The organism is Pseudomonas sp. Marseille-Q5299 (genome assembly GCF_943737035.1).
GTDB classification, from domain to species: domain Bacteria; phylum Pseudomonadota; class Gammaproteobacteria; order Pseudomonadales; family Pseudomonadaceae; genus Aquipseudomonas; species Aquipseudomonas putida_E.
This window is the reverse complement of sequence record NZ_CALSFR010000013.1, coordinates 43,906-57,230: the sequence shown is the minus strand read 5'-3', so window position 1 is coordinate 57,230 and position 13,325 is coordinate 43,906. Positions and strand designations below refer to the sequence as shown.

Annotated in this window: 17 protein-coding genes and 1 tRNA gene; 11 read left to right on the top strand and 7 right to left on the bottom strand. The window is 62.0% G+C overall.

Going from position 1 to position 13,325, the window contains the following annotated elements; all coding sequences use genetic code 11:
* Positions 1-39 precede the first annotated feature (39 nt).
* The 3 genes from NGJ21_RS24960 to NGJ21_RS24950 all read right to left on the bottom strand — a co-directional run bounded on the left by NGJ21_RS24960 (position 40) and on the right by NGJ21_RS24950 (position 2,141).
* On the bottom strand, positions 40-954 hold the full coding sequence (locus tag NGJ21_RS24960; protein ID WP_046786371.1) for a c-type cytochrome: 915 nt from the start codon (positions 952-954) through the stop codon (positions 40-42).
* Positions 955-986: 32 nt separating this feature from the next.
* Positions 987-1,637: a c-type cytochrome gene (locus NGJ21_RS24955; RefSeq protein ID WP_115274400.1), complete on the bottom strand. Its 651-nt coding sequence runs from the start codon at positions 1,635-1,637 to the stop codon at positions 987-989.
* Between the two features lie 144 nt (positions 1,638-1,781).
* Positions 1,782-2,141: a hypothetical protein gene (locus NGJ21_RS24950; protein ID WP_039602624.1), complete on the bottom strand. Its 360-nt coding sequence runs from the start codon at positions 2,139-2,141 to the stop codon at positions 1,782-1,784.
* A gap of 160 nt (positions 2,142-2,301) precedes the next feature.
* Between NGJ21_RS24950 and NGJ21_RS24945 the strand changes: the two genes are divergently transcribed.
* The 8 genes from NGJ21_RS24945 (at position 2,302) to csrA (ending at position 8,117) form a co-directional block, all read left to right on the top strand.
* Positions 2,302-2,604, top strand: coding sequence for a DUF1883 domain-containing protein (locus NGJ21_RS24945; RefSeq protein ID WP_046785735.1), 303 nt, complete (start codon positions 2,302-2,304; stop codon positions 2,602-2,604).
* 7 nt (positions 2,605-2,611) lie between these two features.
* A complete protein-coding gene (locus NGJ21_RS24940; protein ID WP_012315041.1) occupies positions 2,612-2,782 on the top strand; it encodes a hypothetical protein in 171 nt (56 codons plus the stop codon).
* Positions 2,783-2,800: 18 nt separating this feature from the next.
* Positions 2,801-3,877 carry an NAD(P)H-dependent flavin oxidoreductase gene (locus tag NGJ21_RS24935; RefSeq protein WP_115274399.1) on the top strand — a complete coding sequence of 359 codons (1,077 nt, stop codon included), beginning with the start codon at positions 2,801-2,803 and terminating at the stop codon, positions 3,875-3,877.
* 178 nt (positions 3,878-4,055) lie between these two features.
* On the top strand, positions 4,056-4,814 hold the full coding sequence (gene modA / locus NGJ21_RS24930; protein ID WP_115274398.1) for a molybdate ABC transporter substrate-binding protein: 759 nt from the start codon (positions 4,056-4,058) through the stop codon (positions 4,812-4,814).
* Positions 4,814-5,494 carry a molybdate ABC transporter permease subunit gene (gene modB / locus NGJ21_RS24925; RefSeq protein WP_119687344.1) on the top strand — a complete coding sequence of 227 codons (681 nt, stop codon included), beginning with the start codon at positions 4,814-4,816 and terminating at the stop codon, positions 5,492-5,494. The genes modA and modB overlap by 1 nt, the downstream gene beginning before the upstream one ends.
* A gap of 1 nt (position 5,495) precedes the next feature.
* Entirely contained in the window at positions 5,496-6,587 is a 1,092-nt protein-coding gene (modC, locus tag NGJ21_RS24920) for a molybdenum ABC transporter ATP-binding protein (protein WP_046785732.1), read from the top strand.
* Positions 6,588-6,644: 57 nt separating this feature from the next.
* A complete protein-coding gene (locus NGJ21_RS24915; RefSeq protein WP_046785731.1) occupies positions 6,645-7,667 on the top strand; it encodes a DNA topoisomerase IB in 1,023 nt (340 codons plus the stop codon).
* Positions 7,668-7,919: 252 nt separating this feature from the next.
* Positions 7,920-8,117, top strand: coding sequence for a carbon storage regulator CsrA (csrA, locus tag NGJ21_RS24910; protein WP_012315047.1), 198 nt, complete (start codon positions 7,920-7,922; stop codon positions 8,115-8,117).
* A gap of 64 nt (positions 8,118-8,181) precedes the next feature.
* Here csrA and NGJ21_RS24905 read toward each other — a convergent pair whose 3' ends face one another.
* Genes NGJ21_RS24905 through NGJ21_RS24895 form a run of 3 tightly spaced genes read right to left on the bottom strand, consistent with a single transcriptional unit; the run spans position 8,182 to position 11,158 of the window.
* Positions 8,182-8,535 (bottom strand): response regulator, encoded by a 354-nt coding sequence (locus NGJ21_RS24905; protein WP_012315048.1) that lies wholly within the window; start codon positions 8,533-8,535, stop codon positions 8,182-8,184.
* A gap of 11 nt (positions 8,536-8,546) precedes the next feature.
* Entirely contained in the window at positions 8,547-9,992 is a 1,446-nt protein-coding gene (locus tag NGJ21_RS24900) for an ATPase domain-containing protein (protein ID WP_115274396.1), read from the bottom strand.
* Between the two features lie 5 nt (positions 9,993-9,997).
* On the bottom strand, positions 9,998-11,158 hold the full coding sequence (locus NGJ21_RS24895; RefSeq protein ID WP_046785729.1) for a two-component system sensor histidine kinase NtrB: 1,161 nt from the start codon (positions 11,156-11,158) through the stop codon (positions 9,998-10,000).
* Between the two features lie 301 nt (positions 11,159-11,459).
* Between NGJ21_RS24895 and NGJ21_RS24890 the strand changes: the two genes are divergently transcribed.
* Both NGJ21_RS24890 and NGJ21_RS24885 read left to right on the top strand, forming a co-directional pair.
* Positions 11,460-11,544 (top strand) — tRNA-Leu (locus tag NGJ21_RS24890).
* Positions 11,545-11,647: 103 nt separating this feature from the next.
* Positions 11,648-12,061, top strand: coding sequence for a DoxX family protein (locus NGJ21_RS24885; RefSeq protein ID WP_196996603.1), 414 nt, complete (start codon positions 11,648-11,650; stop codon positions 12,059-12,061).
* A 1-nt stretch (position 12,062) separates the two neighbouring features.
* Here NGJ21_RS24885 and NGJ21_RS24880 read toward each other — a convergent pair whose 3' ends face one another.
* Complete coding sequence (locus NGJ21_RS24880) at positions 12,063-12,257, bottom strand: hypothetical protein (RefSeq protein WP_237858803.1); 195 nt, start codon at positions 12,255-12,257, stop codon at positions 12,063-12,065.
* Positions 12,258-12,507: 250 nt separating this feature from the next.
* Between NGJ21_RS24880 and NGJ21_RS24875 the strand changes: the two genes are divergently transcribed.
* The gene (locus NGJ21_RS24875) at positions 12,508-13,182 is read left to right on the top strand and encodes a polysaccharide lyase family 7 protein (RefSeq protein ID WP_119687347.1); all 675 of its coding nucleotides are present in this window, start codon (positions 12,508-12,510) and stop codon (positions 13,180-13,182) included.
* Positions 13,183-13,325 lie beyond the last annotated feature (143 nt).

Below are 13,325 nucleotides of genomic sequence, written 5' to 3'. Positions count from 1 at the left end.
CGGCCGGATGACAGAACCGTGAGGCCAACGGTGAGCGCGTCAGCTACCTGTTCCCTGCCCGATCAGCACCCCCTCGACCTTCTGCCCATACAGGTTGACCCCGTCGTTGGCATGGAACTTGAGCCGGGTCTTCTCGACAGAGCCCTCCACCAGCCGAGGGTCCTGCGGCCGTTCGTGGCGATTGACCCAGGCTGCCACATCCCACGCCTGCTGATCACTCAGGCTGCCTGGCCGGCCCAGCGGCATGTTGTGCTTGATGAAGGAGGCCGCGGTGTTGATCCGGTGCATGCCGGCACCCCAGTTGTAGGAATCCTTGCCCCACAAGGGCGGCATCACGTATTCGCCGGCCACTTTCTGCCCTTCACCATTGTCCCCGTGACAGATGGCGCACTGCTCGCGGTAGACCTGCTGGCCGCGCTTGAAGTCGTAGCCACCCTGGGGTTGTGGTACTTCAGGGTAGCCACGCCCGGCGATCTCCACACCGGTAGGCGCTTTGGTGGACAGCCAGTAGGCATAGGCCGACAGCGCAGTCATCTGCGGGCTGTCGGCGGCCGGGGGCTTGCCGTTCATGCTGAACTGGAAGCAGCCCTGGATACGTTCGGCGTAGGTGTTGACCTTGTCGTTCTTCTTGCGATAGGCCGGGTACATAGGGTACGCACCCCACATCGGCGCGGAGTTTGCCAGGCGGCCCTGGTCGAGGTGGCAGTTACTGCAGTTCATGCCATTACCCACCGCCTCGGGCATCAGTCGGCGGGTGTCGACGAACAGCGCATGGCCCTCGCGTACCATTTTGCCGAAGGCGTTGTCCGGCAGCTCACGCTCAGCGGGAGGCGCGAACTGCGCTGAGGCCTGGGCAGCAGGAACGTTCAACTGCGACTGGTCTTCCATGGCGATGGGCGCCGCAACGGCGTGCCCCATGGCCGACAGCAGCAACGCTGGCATCAATGCTTTCATGGCTTTCATGGCTTTCATGGCTTTCATGGCTTTCATGGCTTGACCTCCTGGCTGGCAGGGTTGGCAAAGAATTCTGCGATTGCCTGGACCTCTTGGTCGGTCATGGCCTTGGCCACACCGACCATCAGCTGATTGGGGTCGTTGCTGCGGCTGCCGTCGCGCCAGCCGTTGAGTTGCGCCACCAGGTAGCTGGCAGGCTGCCCTGCCAGGGGCGGAAAGTGCTCGCCGACACCACTGCCACCGGGGCCATGGCATTGCACACAACCGGGGATGTTGCGGCTCCAGTCGCCGTAAAGGGCCAGCCGGGTGGTGGGGTCGTCTGCGATTTGCTGGCGGCGCAAGCCGGGGGCCGGCTCGCCAGGCAGGCTGGCCAGGTAGTCGCTGACGGCCGTGATCTCATCCTCGGTCAAGGCTTTGGCCAGCGGCTCCATCACCGCCTGTTTGCGGCTGCCGGCACGCCAGTCATGCAACTGCTTGCTCAGGTAGCCGGCCGGCAGGCCGGCCAGGCGGGGGAACCCAGCGGCGGCTATACCCTTGCCGTCCGGGCCATGGCAGCCCAGGCATGCCATGGCGGCAGGGTTGGCGCCACCCTGGGTGAAGATTTTCTGGCCATCGGCGGCGTGCGCCATGGGCCAGGCCAGGATCAGCAGGCTGCCGACCAGGACTCGACTCAACGGGGTCATCACGAATCTCCATTTCTTTTGTTATAAGCTTAGGCTTAAAACACATAAGCAAATGGATACTAGCCCCGCCAGGGAATTGCCAACAACGCCAACCCGACCAACAGATGGCAATTGGCCTGTTAAGCGCGTTTTACTTGAGCCAGATCAACCGCCAGAGATGCACTTGGTCGCCGCCGTACGCACATCACCCAGGCGCAGCGGGAAGTTGTTCAAGCGTTCATGCAGCTTGATGCTGCTGCCGCTGCCACGTTCCTCGATGTCCACCAGTGCCGCTGGCCCGGCGCCGGCAGTCAACTTTTGCGGCACGATCAACCGCAGGCCATCGTCGCGCTGCTCTTCGACCAAGGGATCACGGGTGTTCGCCAGCTCTGCCTTGACACAGTCGGCATACTCGCGGGGCGTCTTGCCAGAGATCACATCCATCGTTTCGTGCGACTGCTCCAGCTCGGAAACGCTGACACAACCACCCAGCGTCAGGGACAACGCCGCCACCATCCACTTCATTTGGCACACCTCACCTATCAGGAATGCATCAGACCACGGCCAGGCACTTTTGCTCCGTGCTTTGGCAGATTTATCTAGCCCCATGCCATCAGGCGCGCCAGCCAATCCCGACATCGTGGTATCGTTCGCGTTTGCAGAACCCGACTTTGCGGAGCACCCCATGAAATTCGTACACCAGCGCGAGCATCTCAACGAGGACGACATCGTTGTCGTCGAGTGCTCTCAACGCTGCAACATCCGCCTGATGAACGACGCCAACTTCCGCAGCTTCAAAAATGGCGGCCGACACACTTACCACGGTGGCCACTTCGAGCGGTTCCCGGCCAAGATCACGGTACCCAGCACCGGTTTCTGGAACATCACCATCGACACCGTCACCACCCGTCCCATCTCGGTAACGCGCAAGCCGACCTTGACCCACAAGATCAAGATCATCCGTCGTTCGTCGTCCAAACTCAGATAAGACCGCCATGACCCAGAACATCAAGTACGTCATCAAATACAAGCTCGACGGCGAACGCCGCTGGGATTTCGCCGTCATGCCCGATGCCTCGCACGAGCAGGCACTCGATGCCCTGCGCAAGATCCACGGCGACGACGCCGACAAGATCAGCGACATCCAGGTCAGCAAGGCACTGTAAAACCGCAGGGAGGACTGCATGAGCAACTGGCCCGACCATCGTATTCTCGATCTGCTGGGCATCGAGTTGCCCATCCTCCAGGCGCCCATGGCCGGCGCCAGCGGCTCGCCCCTGGCAATCGCCGTGGCCAAAGCCGGTGGCCTGGGCGCCCTGCCCTGCGCCATGCTCACGGGCGAGCAGGTGCGCGGCGAGATTGCAGCCTTTCGCAGCGCTTGCCCGGGCGCCCCGCTTAACCTGAATTTTTTCTGCCACCAGCCGCCCACCCCAGACATCGACCGCGAAACGCGCTGGAAGCTGGCACTCAAACCGTATTACACAGAAGTTGGCGCCGACTTCGAGGCTCCCACTCCGGTTTCCAACCGTGCACCGTTCGACGAGCACAGCTGCCGGCTGGTCGAACAATTGCGCCCTGAGGTGGTGAGTTTCCACTTCGGCCTGCCTGAGGCTGCATTGCTGCAGCGGGTAAAAGCAGCCGGGGCCAAGGTGCTGTCCAGTGCCACCACGGTGGAAGAAGCGCTGTGGCTGGAGGCCAAGGGTTGCGACGCGATCATTGCCATGGGCAGTGAAGCCGGTGGCCATCGCGGCATGTTCCTCAGCGAAGACATCAACAGCCAGATCGGCACCTTCGCCCTGGTGCCACAGGTTGCCGATGCAGTGGGCGTGCCGGTGATCGCCGCTGGCGGCATCGCTGACCACCGTGGCCTGGTTGCAGCACTGGCCCTGGGCGCCAGCGCCGTGCAAATCGGCACGGCCTACCTGTTCTGCCCCCAAGCCAAGGTGGCTGCGGCCCATCGACGCGCGCTGGACAGTGCACCGGCCAGCGACACGGCCCTGACCAACCTGTTCACCGGGCGCCCGGCGCGCGGCATCAACAACCGCGTCATGCGCGAGCTGGGGCCGATGAGTGAACTGGCGCCACGCTTCCCCCTGGCAGGCGGCGCGCTGATGCCGTTGCGGGCAATCACCGACCCGCAAGGCAACAGCGACTTCAGCAACTTGTGGGCGGGGCAAGCGTTGCGGCTGGGCAAGGCAATGCCGGCTGAACAGTTGACCCGGGAGATTGCAGAGAGGGCGTTGGCGCTGGTTGGGCGTTAGGAATTTATCTGGGGTGCCGGCTTGCAGGGGCTGCGGGGCATGGCACCGGCTGTGCTGGTGATTACCGGCAAGCCGGCTCCTGCAAGGATTGCAAGCCAGACAGCACCTTCCGGCTTGGGGCCTATCGCTATATAGTTACCGCTATAACGATAACCTGCACTCCTAGGGAGCTGTTTTCATGCGTATCCGCCTGCCCCACCTCACCGCCACTGCCCTCGCCTGCCTGCTATCACTCAACAGCGCCTGGGCCGACGAGGTGCAGGTTGCGGTCGCGGCAAACTTCACCGCGCCGATCCAGGCCATCGCCAAGGACTTCGAGAAAGACACCGGCCACAAGCTGATCGCCGCCTATGGCGCCACGGGGCAGTTCTACGCACAGATCAAGAACGGCGCACCGTTCGAAGTGTTCCTCGCCGCCGATGACAGCACCCCGGCCAAGCTAGAGCTGGAAAAGGACATCGTCCCCGGCTCGCGCTTCACCTACGCCATCGGCACCCTTGCGCTGTGGTCGGCCAAGGAAGGCTATGTTGACGCCCAAGGTGAGGTACTGAAGAAAAACCAGTACAAGCACCTGTCCATCGCCAACCCGAAGACGGCACCCTACGGCCTGGCCGCCACTCAGGTGCTGGCCAAGCTTGGCCTGGCCGAAGCCACCCAGGGCAAGATCGTCGAAGGCCAGAACATCACCCAGGCCTTCCAGTTCGTCTCCACCGGCAATGCCGAGCTGGGCTTCGTCGCCCTGTCGCAGATCTACAAAGACGGCAAAGTCACCAGTGGTTCGGCCTGGGTCGTACCGCCCGAACTGCACGACCCTATCCGCCAGGACGCCGTCATTCTCAACAAGGGCAAAGACAACCCGGCGGCCAAGGCACTGGTTGAATACCTCAAAGGCCCAAAAGCTGCTGCGCTGATCAAATCCTATGGTTATGAACGCTGATGCCGCTGGACGCCAGTGACCTGGGTGCCATCTGGCTGACGGTGAAACTGGCCAGCCTGACCACCCTGATCTTGCTGCTCATCGGCACGCCCATAGCCTGGTGGCTGGCGCGCACGCGCTCTTGGCTGCGCGGGCCGGTGGGTGCGGTGGTGGCGCTACCACTGGTGCTGCCGCCGACGGTGATCGGTTTTTACCTGCTGATCGCCCTCGGCCCGCAGGGTTGGATAGGCCAGGCCACCGAGGCGCTGGGCCTGGGAAGCGTGGTGTTCAGTTTCACTGGCCTGGTGATCGGCTCGACGGTGTACTCCCTGCCGTTCGTGGTGCAACCGCTGCAGAACGCCTTCGCAGCAATCGGCCAGCGCCCGCTGGAAGTTGCCGCCACCTTGCGCGCCAGCCCGTGGGACACCTTCGTGCATGTGGTACTGCCACTGGCGCGGCCTGGCTTCATCACCGCCAGCATCCTTGGCTTTGCCCACACCGTAGGCGAGTTTGGCGTGGTGCTGATGATTGGCGGCAACATCCCCGACAAGACCCGCGTGGTCTCGGTGCAGATCTTCGATCACGTCGAAGCCATGGAGTATACGCAAGCCCACTGGCTGGCAGGTGCCATGCTGGTGTTCTCGTTCCTGGTGCTGCTCCTGCTGTACGCGGGGCGCCGTGGCAAGCCTGGCTGGAGCTGAAATGACCGGATCGATTGTGGCGCGCCTCAAGCTTGCGCGTGACGACTTCACCCTGGATGTCGACCTGCAACTGCCAGGGCGCGGCATCAGCGCGCTGTTCGGCCATTCCGGCTCGGGCAAAACCTCGTGCCTGCGCTGCCTGGCCGGGCTGGAACGGGCTGCGAGCGCGTACATCGAGGTCAACGGTGAAGTCTGGGAAGACAGCACACGTGGCCACTTCCTGGCGCCGCACCTGCGCCCGGTCGGCTACGTATTCCAGGAGGCCAGCCTGTTCCCGCACTTGTCGGTGCGCGGCAACCTGGAATTCGGCTGGCGGCGAATTGCACCAGGCCAGCGCAAGGTCAGCCTCGACCAGGCCTGCCAGCTGCTGGGCATCGGCCACCTGCTCGAGCGCAGGCCCGCGACCCTGTCCGGCGGCGAGGCCCAGCGTGTGGGTATCGCCCGGGCGCTGCTCAGCAGCCCGCGCCTGTTATTGATGGATGAGCCCCTGGCCGCACTGGACGGGCCGCGCAAGCGCGAGATCCTGCCCTACCTGGAGCGCCTGCACGAGGAACTGGACATCCCGCTGGTGTACGTCAGCCATGCCCAGGATGAAGTGGCGCGGTTGGCCGATCACCTGGTGCTGCTGGAGCAAGGCAAGGCCACGGCCAGTGGCCCGATTGGCCAGACGCTCGCGCGCCTGGACCTGTCGCTGGCCCAGGGCGACGATGCCGGCGTGGTGTTCGAGGGCCTTGTGGTTGGCCACGACCCGCAGTACGGCCTGCTGGACCTGCGCCTGGCTGGCCACGAAGCGCCTTTACTACGCATTGCCCACCCGGCACACAGCATGGGCAGCGCCTTGCGCGTGAAGGTTCAGGCCCGCGACGTCAGCCTCACGCTAACGGCAGATGGTACCTCCAGCATCCTCAACCGGCTGGCGGTGCGCGTACGCGAAGTGCACCCGGCGGATAACCCGGCGCATGTGCTGGTAAGCCTGGATGCCGGCGGCAATGCCCTGCTGGCGCGCATCACCCGCTTCTCGGCGGACCAGCTCGGCCTGCACCCGGGGCAGGCTTTGTTTGCGCAAATAAAGTCGGTAGCGCTATTGGGCTGAGCATCGCTCGCACGGCCGCTGTCCATTGATCAGTGACCTGAACGAGGCCTGCCGCCCATGCCTGACTGCAACTTGCCCGCCAGCCTGCATTACGTTGACGATAGCCAGCCCGGCCTGAGCCGGCGCCGCTGGCGTGACCGTTTCATCTATTTGGATGCCCAAGGCCAACGTGTGCGCGACAGTGAAACGCTGGCGCGCATCGCCGCCCTGGTGATCCCGCCGGCCTACACCGACGTGTGGATCTGCGCCGACCCGCAAGGCCACCTGCAAGCCACAGGGCGCGATGCGCGTGGCCGCAAGCAGTACCGCTACCACGCCCAGTGGCGCGAGCTGCGCGATCAACACAAATATGGGCGCATGCTGGCCTTTGCCCAGGCATTGCCCAAGCTTCGCGCACAGCTGGAGACACACCTGGCGCGCCCGGGGCTGGACCGGGAAAAGGTAATGGCACTGGTGGTCAGCCTGCTGGACCACACACTGATCCGCATCGGCAACGAGCGCTACCTGCGCGACAACAAATCCTACGGCCTGACCACGCTGCGCAACCGCCACGTCAAGGTCGAGGGCAGCACCATCCGCTTCCAGTTCCGCGGCAAGCGCGGCGTGGAACACAATGTCACCCTGCGCGACCGACGCCTGGCCAACCTGCTCAAACGCTGCATGGAGCTGCCGGGGCAGGCGCTGTTCCAGTATCTGGACGAAGAAGGCCAGCGGCACAGCATTGGGTCCAGTGAGATCAACCAGTTCCTGCAACAACTGACCGGGGCCGATTTCACTGCCAAGGATTACCGCACCTGGGCAGGTAGCAGCCTGGCGCTGAGCCTGCTCAGGCCGCTGGCCTGGGAGCCCGAGAGCGAGGCAAAGCGCCAGGTTGCGAGTATCGTCAAGCAGGTGGCCGCGCGCCTGGGCAATACCCCTGCCGTGTGCAGGCGCTGCTACATCCACCCTGCAGTGCTGGAGCATTACGCCTTGGGGCGCCTGGCAGAGCTGCCAGGCAGCCGTGTGCGCAAAGGCCTTGATCCCGAAGAGGTAGCGTTGCTGTTGTTTCTGCAGGCACTGGAGCAAGCGCAAGCCAATTGAGCGAACCTATGCCTGCAATCATGCAGAGAAATTTCCCATTAAGGCCGAAGCCCCCTATCCTTGCCACCGAGCACCTTCGCCGGGACGCTTACCGCGTTTTACAACGGCACCTGCAACTAAAGACACACAACAGAATTTGTCTGACGGGGAATTAATATCCGCCGAAAGCGTCTTTAATGAGAAGGAAGAGGGACAGGCTCCCACCACTGCGGCACTTGCCGGGTGGATTTTGATATCACCAAGGAGAACTACATGCTGATACTCACCCGTAAGGTTGGCGAAAGCATCGTCATCAACGATGACATCAAAGTCACCATTCTGGGCGTGAAGGGGATGCAGGTGAGGATTGGCATCGATGCACCAAAGGATGTCCAGGTGCACCGGGAAGAAATCTTCAAGCGTATCCAGGCCGGCAGCCCGGCCCCGGAAAAGCACGACGACCAACACTGATTGCGACACTTCAAGCCGCACGGACGCGCTTGATCGATTGGGTACACACACCGCAGCCCGAGCCTCAGGCGCCAAGCAGCTCGCGCACTTTGGCGATCAACTTGTCCACGTCGAACGGTTTGTCGAACGCCGCAGCGAACAGCTCCGGGCGTCCCTGGCTGGCCTGCGCGCCGCTCATGAGGATCACGGGCAGGTCGGGCAACTGCAACTCTTTGCGGATCGCCAGCACCAGCTCTTCGCCGTTGAGCACCGGCATCATGTAATCGGTGATCACCAGATCCACGCGTTTTTCCTGTAACGCTTCCAGGGCCTTGCGCCCATTGCTCGCCTTTTCCACCAAAAAGCCTTCGTCCTCCAGGGCAAAGCCCAGGATATCGGCGATCAGGTATTCGTCATCGACGATCAGGATAGTGTTCATCAGCAGGCCCTTCACCCGCTGCCTTGGGGCACCGGAGTACCCGAGAGCACACCGGATGAGCCCTCGAAAGTCTTGTCCAGGTGGATGCCCTGCGGCCCGATACGCAACTCATGCAGCGCGGGGTCGTGATGGCTGTCACGCACCTTGAGCACAGACAACATGCGCCGCAGTTGCGAATCCAGTTCGACAAAACGCATCAGCAAGAGGTTATCGACGATGCTCGACAGGTCGGGGGCCGGGGCGGTGATTTCCGAGCCGAAGAGGTCGCGCATCTCCCAGGTGAGCATGACGCTGATATCGCGTGCGCGCAGCTCGCCAGTCAAGGCGCGGAAGAACGCGTTGAGCCGTGCAGGATCAGTTGCCAGGCGGCTGAATGCGCCCAGGCTGTCTATCAGGACACGCTTGCTGCCCTGCTGCTGAACTTGTTCCAGCAGGCGCGCACCAACCTGGTCGAGCAAACCCTCGGTAGTCGGCTGCCAGCTCAGTTGCAAAGCACCTTGCCGTTCCAGCGCGGCGAAATCGTAACCCAAGGAGGTGGCCTTCAGGCGTAACCTTGCAGGTGTTTCATAGAAGCCAAAATGCAGCGCGGGGCTCTGGGCAGTTGCTGCGCCAAGAAAGGCCAGGCCCAGTGACGTCTTGCCAACGCCCGAGGGGCCCATCAACAAACTGACCGAGCCACTGGCCAGCCCGCCCCCCAGCATTTCATCCAGCGTGGATACGCCCGTGGTCACCTGGCTCAGCGTGGCCGAGCCCAGCTGGCTGGGGTGGCTGTACAGCGCCTCCAGGCGCGGATACACATGGATCCCGGCCTCGTCGATCAGGCATTCATGGCGCCCGGACAGCGCCCCACTACCCCGCGTTTTGCGCAGTTGCACATGGCGCACGGCGCGGCTGCCCAGCAGTTGTTCGCCCAGTTCGATCACGCCATCGACCATGGTGTGCTCGGGGCTGCCTTCATCGAGCCGGGCACTGGTCAGCAGCAGCACGGTACAGCCGGCAAAAGCGGCATGCCCCTGCAATTCGGAAACGAACTTCTTGGTGTCCAGTGCCGTTTCCGCGCGGACCCGGGCGTTGAGCACGCCGTCAACGATCAGCAGGCTGGCTTGCTGCCGGCCGATTTCCTGGCGGAGCAATTTGACCACCGCATCGAGCCCCTCTTGTTCAAGGGTATCGAAGGCGCTGACGAATTGGACCTGGTCACCGATCAGCGTCGAGTCGAAGAACCTCAAGGTCGCCAGGTACTGAAAAAGCCGTTCATGGGACTCGCTGAGCAAGGTGGCAACCAATACTCGGCCGCCGTTGCGCACATGACCACAGGCCAATTGGTTGGCGAGAATGGTCTTGCCGGCGCCAGGCGGCCCCTGAACGATATATGAGCCACCTGCGACCAGGCCGCCCTTGAGTAGGGCATCGAGCCCTTCGATCCCCGTCAACAGCCGCTTGAGTGCCTGAACCATGAGGATTACCTGTGGAGTTGAGGGGCCGCAGCGCGCTCCGACGTCGGCAGGTAAAGGCGTATGCAGGTGCCTTTGCCGACCGTGCTCTGCACAGTGATTGCGCCGTTGCTTTGCTTGGCAAAGCCGTAGGCCTGACTGAGCCCAAGGCCTGTACCCTTGCCAAAAGGCTTGGTGGTGAAAAATGGCTCGAAGATGCGTGGCAGCACTTGGGGGTCGATGCCAGCACCGGTGTCGCGCACTTCAAAGCACACGAACGGGCCGTGCAGCCCGTCCACTTCGCCCGTCAGCACCACAGCATCAAGCGCAATGCAGATCGCGCCCCGCTCGCCAATTGCATCGCGGGCATTGAACAGCAAATTGAGCAATACCATCTGTAACTGCCCGGCATCCACTTCGATCACGGGCAAGTCAGGTTGCAGGTGCTCCTGCAACTCGACATCGCTCGGCAAGGCGTGCTCCAGCAAACTGCGCGTCGAAGCCAGCACAGTGGCGGGTGCGACCATCGTGACATCCATCTGCCGATGCCGAGCGAACGTCAGCAGTTGCTGAGTCAGCTGGGTACCACGCCGGCCGGCATCCACGATGTGCTCCAGCATACGCTGCACACGCGCCGGGTCCTGGCTATTGAGTGCCAACTTGGCCGAACTCATGATGATAGTGAGCAGGTTGTTGAAATCATGCGCCAACCCACCGGTCAACTGGCCCAGCGCCTCGAGCTTTTGCGCCTGGAACAGTTGGGCGCGGATGGCGTCCAGTTGCAGTGCCGATTCGCGCCGGTCTGTAATATCGCGCGTGACCTTGGCCAGGCCAATGATGTGCCCCAGATCATCGCGGATCACATCGAGGGCGGCCAAGGCCCAGAATTGCGTACCGTCCTTGCGTACCCGCCAGCCCTCATCCTGCGCCACGCCAAGTTCAAGGGCTTGCTTGAGCAAATAGTCAGGACGCCCTTCGGCACAGTCCTGGGGGGTGAAGAACAGCGAGAAATGCCGGCCTATAACTTCGTCAGCACGGTAACCCTTGATCCGCTCGGCGCCTGCATTCCACGACACCACATTGCCAGAAGGGTCGAGCATGTAGATGGCATAGTCCACCACAGCCTGCACCAACTGCTCGTAGCGGTTGGCGGTCATAACAGGCGAGGCGATGCAGTCGGCTGAAACCATGCAAACTCCACAGGCACAGCGGTTGGGCGGCAATGAGTTCGGCCAGAGTAGCCCCCAAGCATGGGCGGACGATGCACCCGTCAGCACGGTGAGGACAGGCTTGGGGCATGGATGCAGCACTCATTGGATCCAGTCAGGAACGGCACAGTGGCCTAATGACAGTAAGGTGTCAATCGCCTGTGCCAAAGCCACCCCACTTCTTAGATCATAGGCGCTATAGTTGACTCAACTATAACAATGGGTTATAAAGCGCGCTTGATTGCCAGGGCCTTCTGCTTAGAAGCGTGCCGGCATCACGCGTGCGAGTGTGGTGGAATTGGTATACACAGCAGACTTAAAATCTGTCGGCGTGAGCCTTGCGGGTTCGAGTCCCGCCACTCGCACCATACTTCCAGGAAAGGCGCCCTTGCGGCGCCTTTTTGCTGCCCGGCGGAAATTCGCCATGCAACTGCTAAAGTGGAGCTTGTCTGCATCCACTGGAATGCCACCATGCGCTACTCCCTGTTCGCTGGCCAACGCGACGTGATCATCCTGATCGCCCGTGTGCTATTGATGATCCTCTTCGTCATTTCCGGCTGGGCGAAGCTGACCGGCTTCGATGGCACGGTCGGCTACATGACCTCACTGGGCGCCCCCGCGCCCATGGTTGCCGCAGCGATCGCCGTGATCATGGAGTTCTTCGTCGCCATCATCCTGATCCTCGGCTTCTACACCCGCCCGCTGGCCTTCCTGTTCGCCCTGTTCGTGCTGGGCACCGCGCTGATCGGACATCCATTCTGGAACATGGTTGACCCTGAACGGGCCACCAACATGACCCAGTTCCTAAAGAACCTGAGCATTGTTGGCGGCCTGCTGCTCCTGGCGGTGAGCGGCCCGGGGCGCTTCTCGCTGGACGGGCGCTGAGTCAGTCGTCTAGGTCGTCGTGCCAGGCTGGGTGGTCGCACTCGTCGTCATCGAGGTCACCCAGCAACGCATCATCCTGCTCGACTTCATCCTCGGCACCCTGAGCGTCCGCTTCGGGTTCGAAGCCGTCGTAGAGGAATTCGTGGTCGAGCAGGTGATCGTGTTCGGGCTCGTGCAGGTCGTCTTCGTCGCGCATGGTCGCTCCTGGGAAAGTGGCACGCCTATATAGGCGCATCAGTAGCCCTGGTCAATGGATGGGGGTTAATGCTGACTTAACCGGTAGCATTCATCCTGCAAGCTCTCCCTTCAAACGTGACTTGCCCGCCTTAATGGCGGGCTTTTTTTGCACTGCCCTTCATCAGTGACAGACTTCTTCGATGGAACTTCTCCCCCACCTGCCACGCTCGCAAACCTTGCAGGACCCGGAATTTTCAAGGAGAAATCTCATGGCAGTAAACATCGACAGTCTCATCATTACCACTCCGGTGCCGAAATCCGCCTCCAACCCGGTCGCCTTGGAAGTCACTGGCGCACAGGCATTGGCTAGCCTGACCCACGTTGTTGCACGCCAGAGTGACGGCTCGATACGCATGACCGCGCCGACCAAGGGTGCTTCCAGCAAAAGTACTCACCGAACACGCTGCGAATGGAAAGAAGCCGTGTATTGGTCACTGGGCAGCGCAGCGCGCCACCGCAATCACCAGACAATGACCCTGGAGAAGGTAAATCTGGCGCGAAAGGTGGTAATTGCCCAGTTGCATGTGAAAGACAATAACAGCCCGCCAATCAAGGTGTTCTGGAACAAAGGCAAAATCACTGTCGGCTTTCGTTCAGATTTTAACCAGGCCACGCCAGTCAACAGCACCGTGCTGGCCGAGGTGCCGCTGGGTACGCGTTTCGATGTGAGCATCGAGGTGAGCGAAAGTGGCGCTTGCATGGTCAGTGCAAGCAGCAATGGCCGCAGCGGCACCACGACCGCACTGCAACTAGCGCCATCCTGGGCGACGCAGACGCTGAATTTTCACGGCGGCGTCTACAACCAGGTGGACTACAGCGATGACACGCCGGCAGAGGATGCCTCGGTGTGCGTGATCAGCGCACTTGAACTGAGCCATGAGTGAGCCAGCCATGACAGGCTGCGAACAAGCTCTTCACGAATTTATGACAAGTGCATAGGCACACTGATATTGCTTCGTACGTTCTTTAGGCCCGCCACTTGTTGGCGGGTTTTCTTTTTCTGGTGCCTTGGGGGTCGCACGACTGG

Coding starts and splice junctions, on each gene's coding strand:
- modC (WP_046785732.1), top strand. CDS start 5,496: ATGACCGGATCGATTGTGGCGCGCCTCAAGCTTGCGCGTGACGACTTC.
- NGJ21_RS24960 (WP_046786371.1), bottom strand. CDS start 954: ATGAAAGCATTGATGCCAGCGTTGCTGCTGTCGGCCATGGGGCACGCC.
- NGJ21_RS24905 (WP_012315048.1), bottom strand. CDS start 8,535: ATGAACACTATCCTGATCGTCGATGACGAATACCTGATCGCCGATATC.
- csrA (WP_012315047.1), top strand. CDS start 7,920: ATGCTGATACTCACCCGTAAGGTTGGCGAAAGCATCGTCATCAACGAT.
- NGJ21_RS24875 (WP_119687347.1), top strand. CDS start 12,508: ATGGCAGTAAACATCGACAGTCTCATCATTACCACTCCGGTGCCGAAA.
- NGJ21_RS24950 (WP_039602624.1), bottom strand. CDS start 2,141: ATGAAGTGGATGGTGGCGGCGTTGTCCCTGACGCTGGGTGGTTGTGTC.
- NGJ21_RS24935 (WP_115274399.1), top strand. CDS start 2,801: ATGAGCAACTGGCCCGACCATCGTATTCTCGATCTGCTGGGCATCGAG.
- NGJ21_RS24955 (WP_115274400.1), bottom strand. CDS start 1,637: ATGACCCCGTTGAGTCGAGTCCTGGTCGGCAGCCTGCTGATCCTGGCC.
- modA (WP_115274398.1), top strand. CDS start 4,056: ATGCGTATCCGCCTGCCCCACCTCACCGCCACTGCCCTCGCCTGCCTG.
- NGJ21_RS24915 (WP_046785731.1), top strand. CDS start 6,645: ATGCCTGACTGCAACTTGCCCGCCAGCCTGCATTACGTTGACGATAGC.
- NGJ21_RS24940 (WP_012315041.1), top strand. CDS start 2,612: ATGACCCAGAACATCAAGTACGTCATCAAATACAAGCTCGACGGCGAA.
- NGJ21_RS24945 (WP_046785735.1), top strand. CDS start 2,302: ATGAAATTCGTACACCAGCGCGAGCATCTCAACGAGGACGACATCGTT.
- modB (WP_119687344.1), top strand. CDS start 4,814: ATGCCGCTGGACGCCAGTGACCTGGGTGCCATCTGGCTGACGGTGAAA.
- NGJ21_RS24885 (WP_196996603.1), top strand. CDS start 11,648: ATGCGCTACTCCCTGTTCGCTGGCCAACGCGACGTGATCATCCTGATC.
- NGJ21_RS24900 (WP_115274396.1), bottom strand. CDS start 9,992: ATGGTTCAGGCACTCAAGCGGCTGTTGACGGGGATCGAAGGGCTCGAT.
- NGJ21_RS24895 (WP_046785729.1), bottom strand. CDS start 11,158: ATGGTTTCAGCCGACTGCATCGCCTCGCCTGTTATGACCGCCAACCGC.
- NGJ21_RS24880 (WP_237858803.1), bottom strand. CDS start 12,257: ATGCGCGACGAAGACGACCTGCACGAGCCCGAACACGATCACCTGCTC.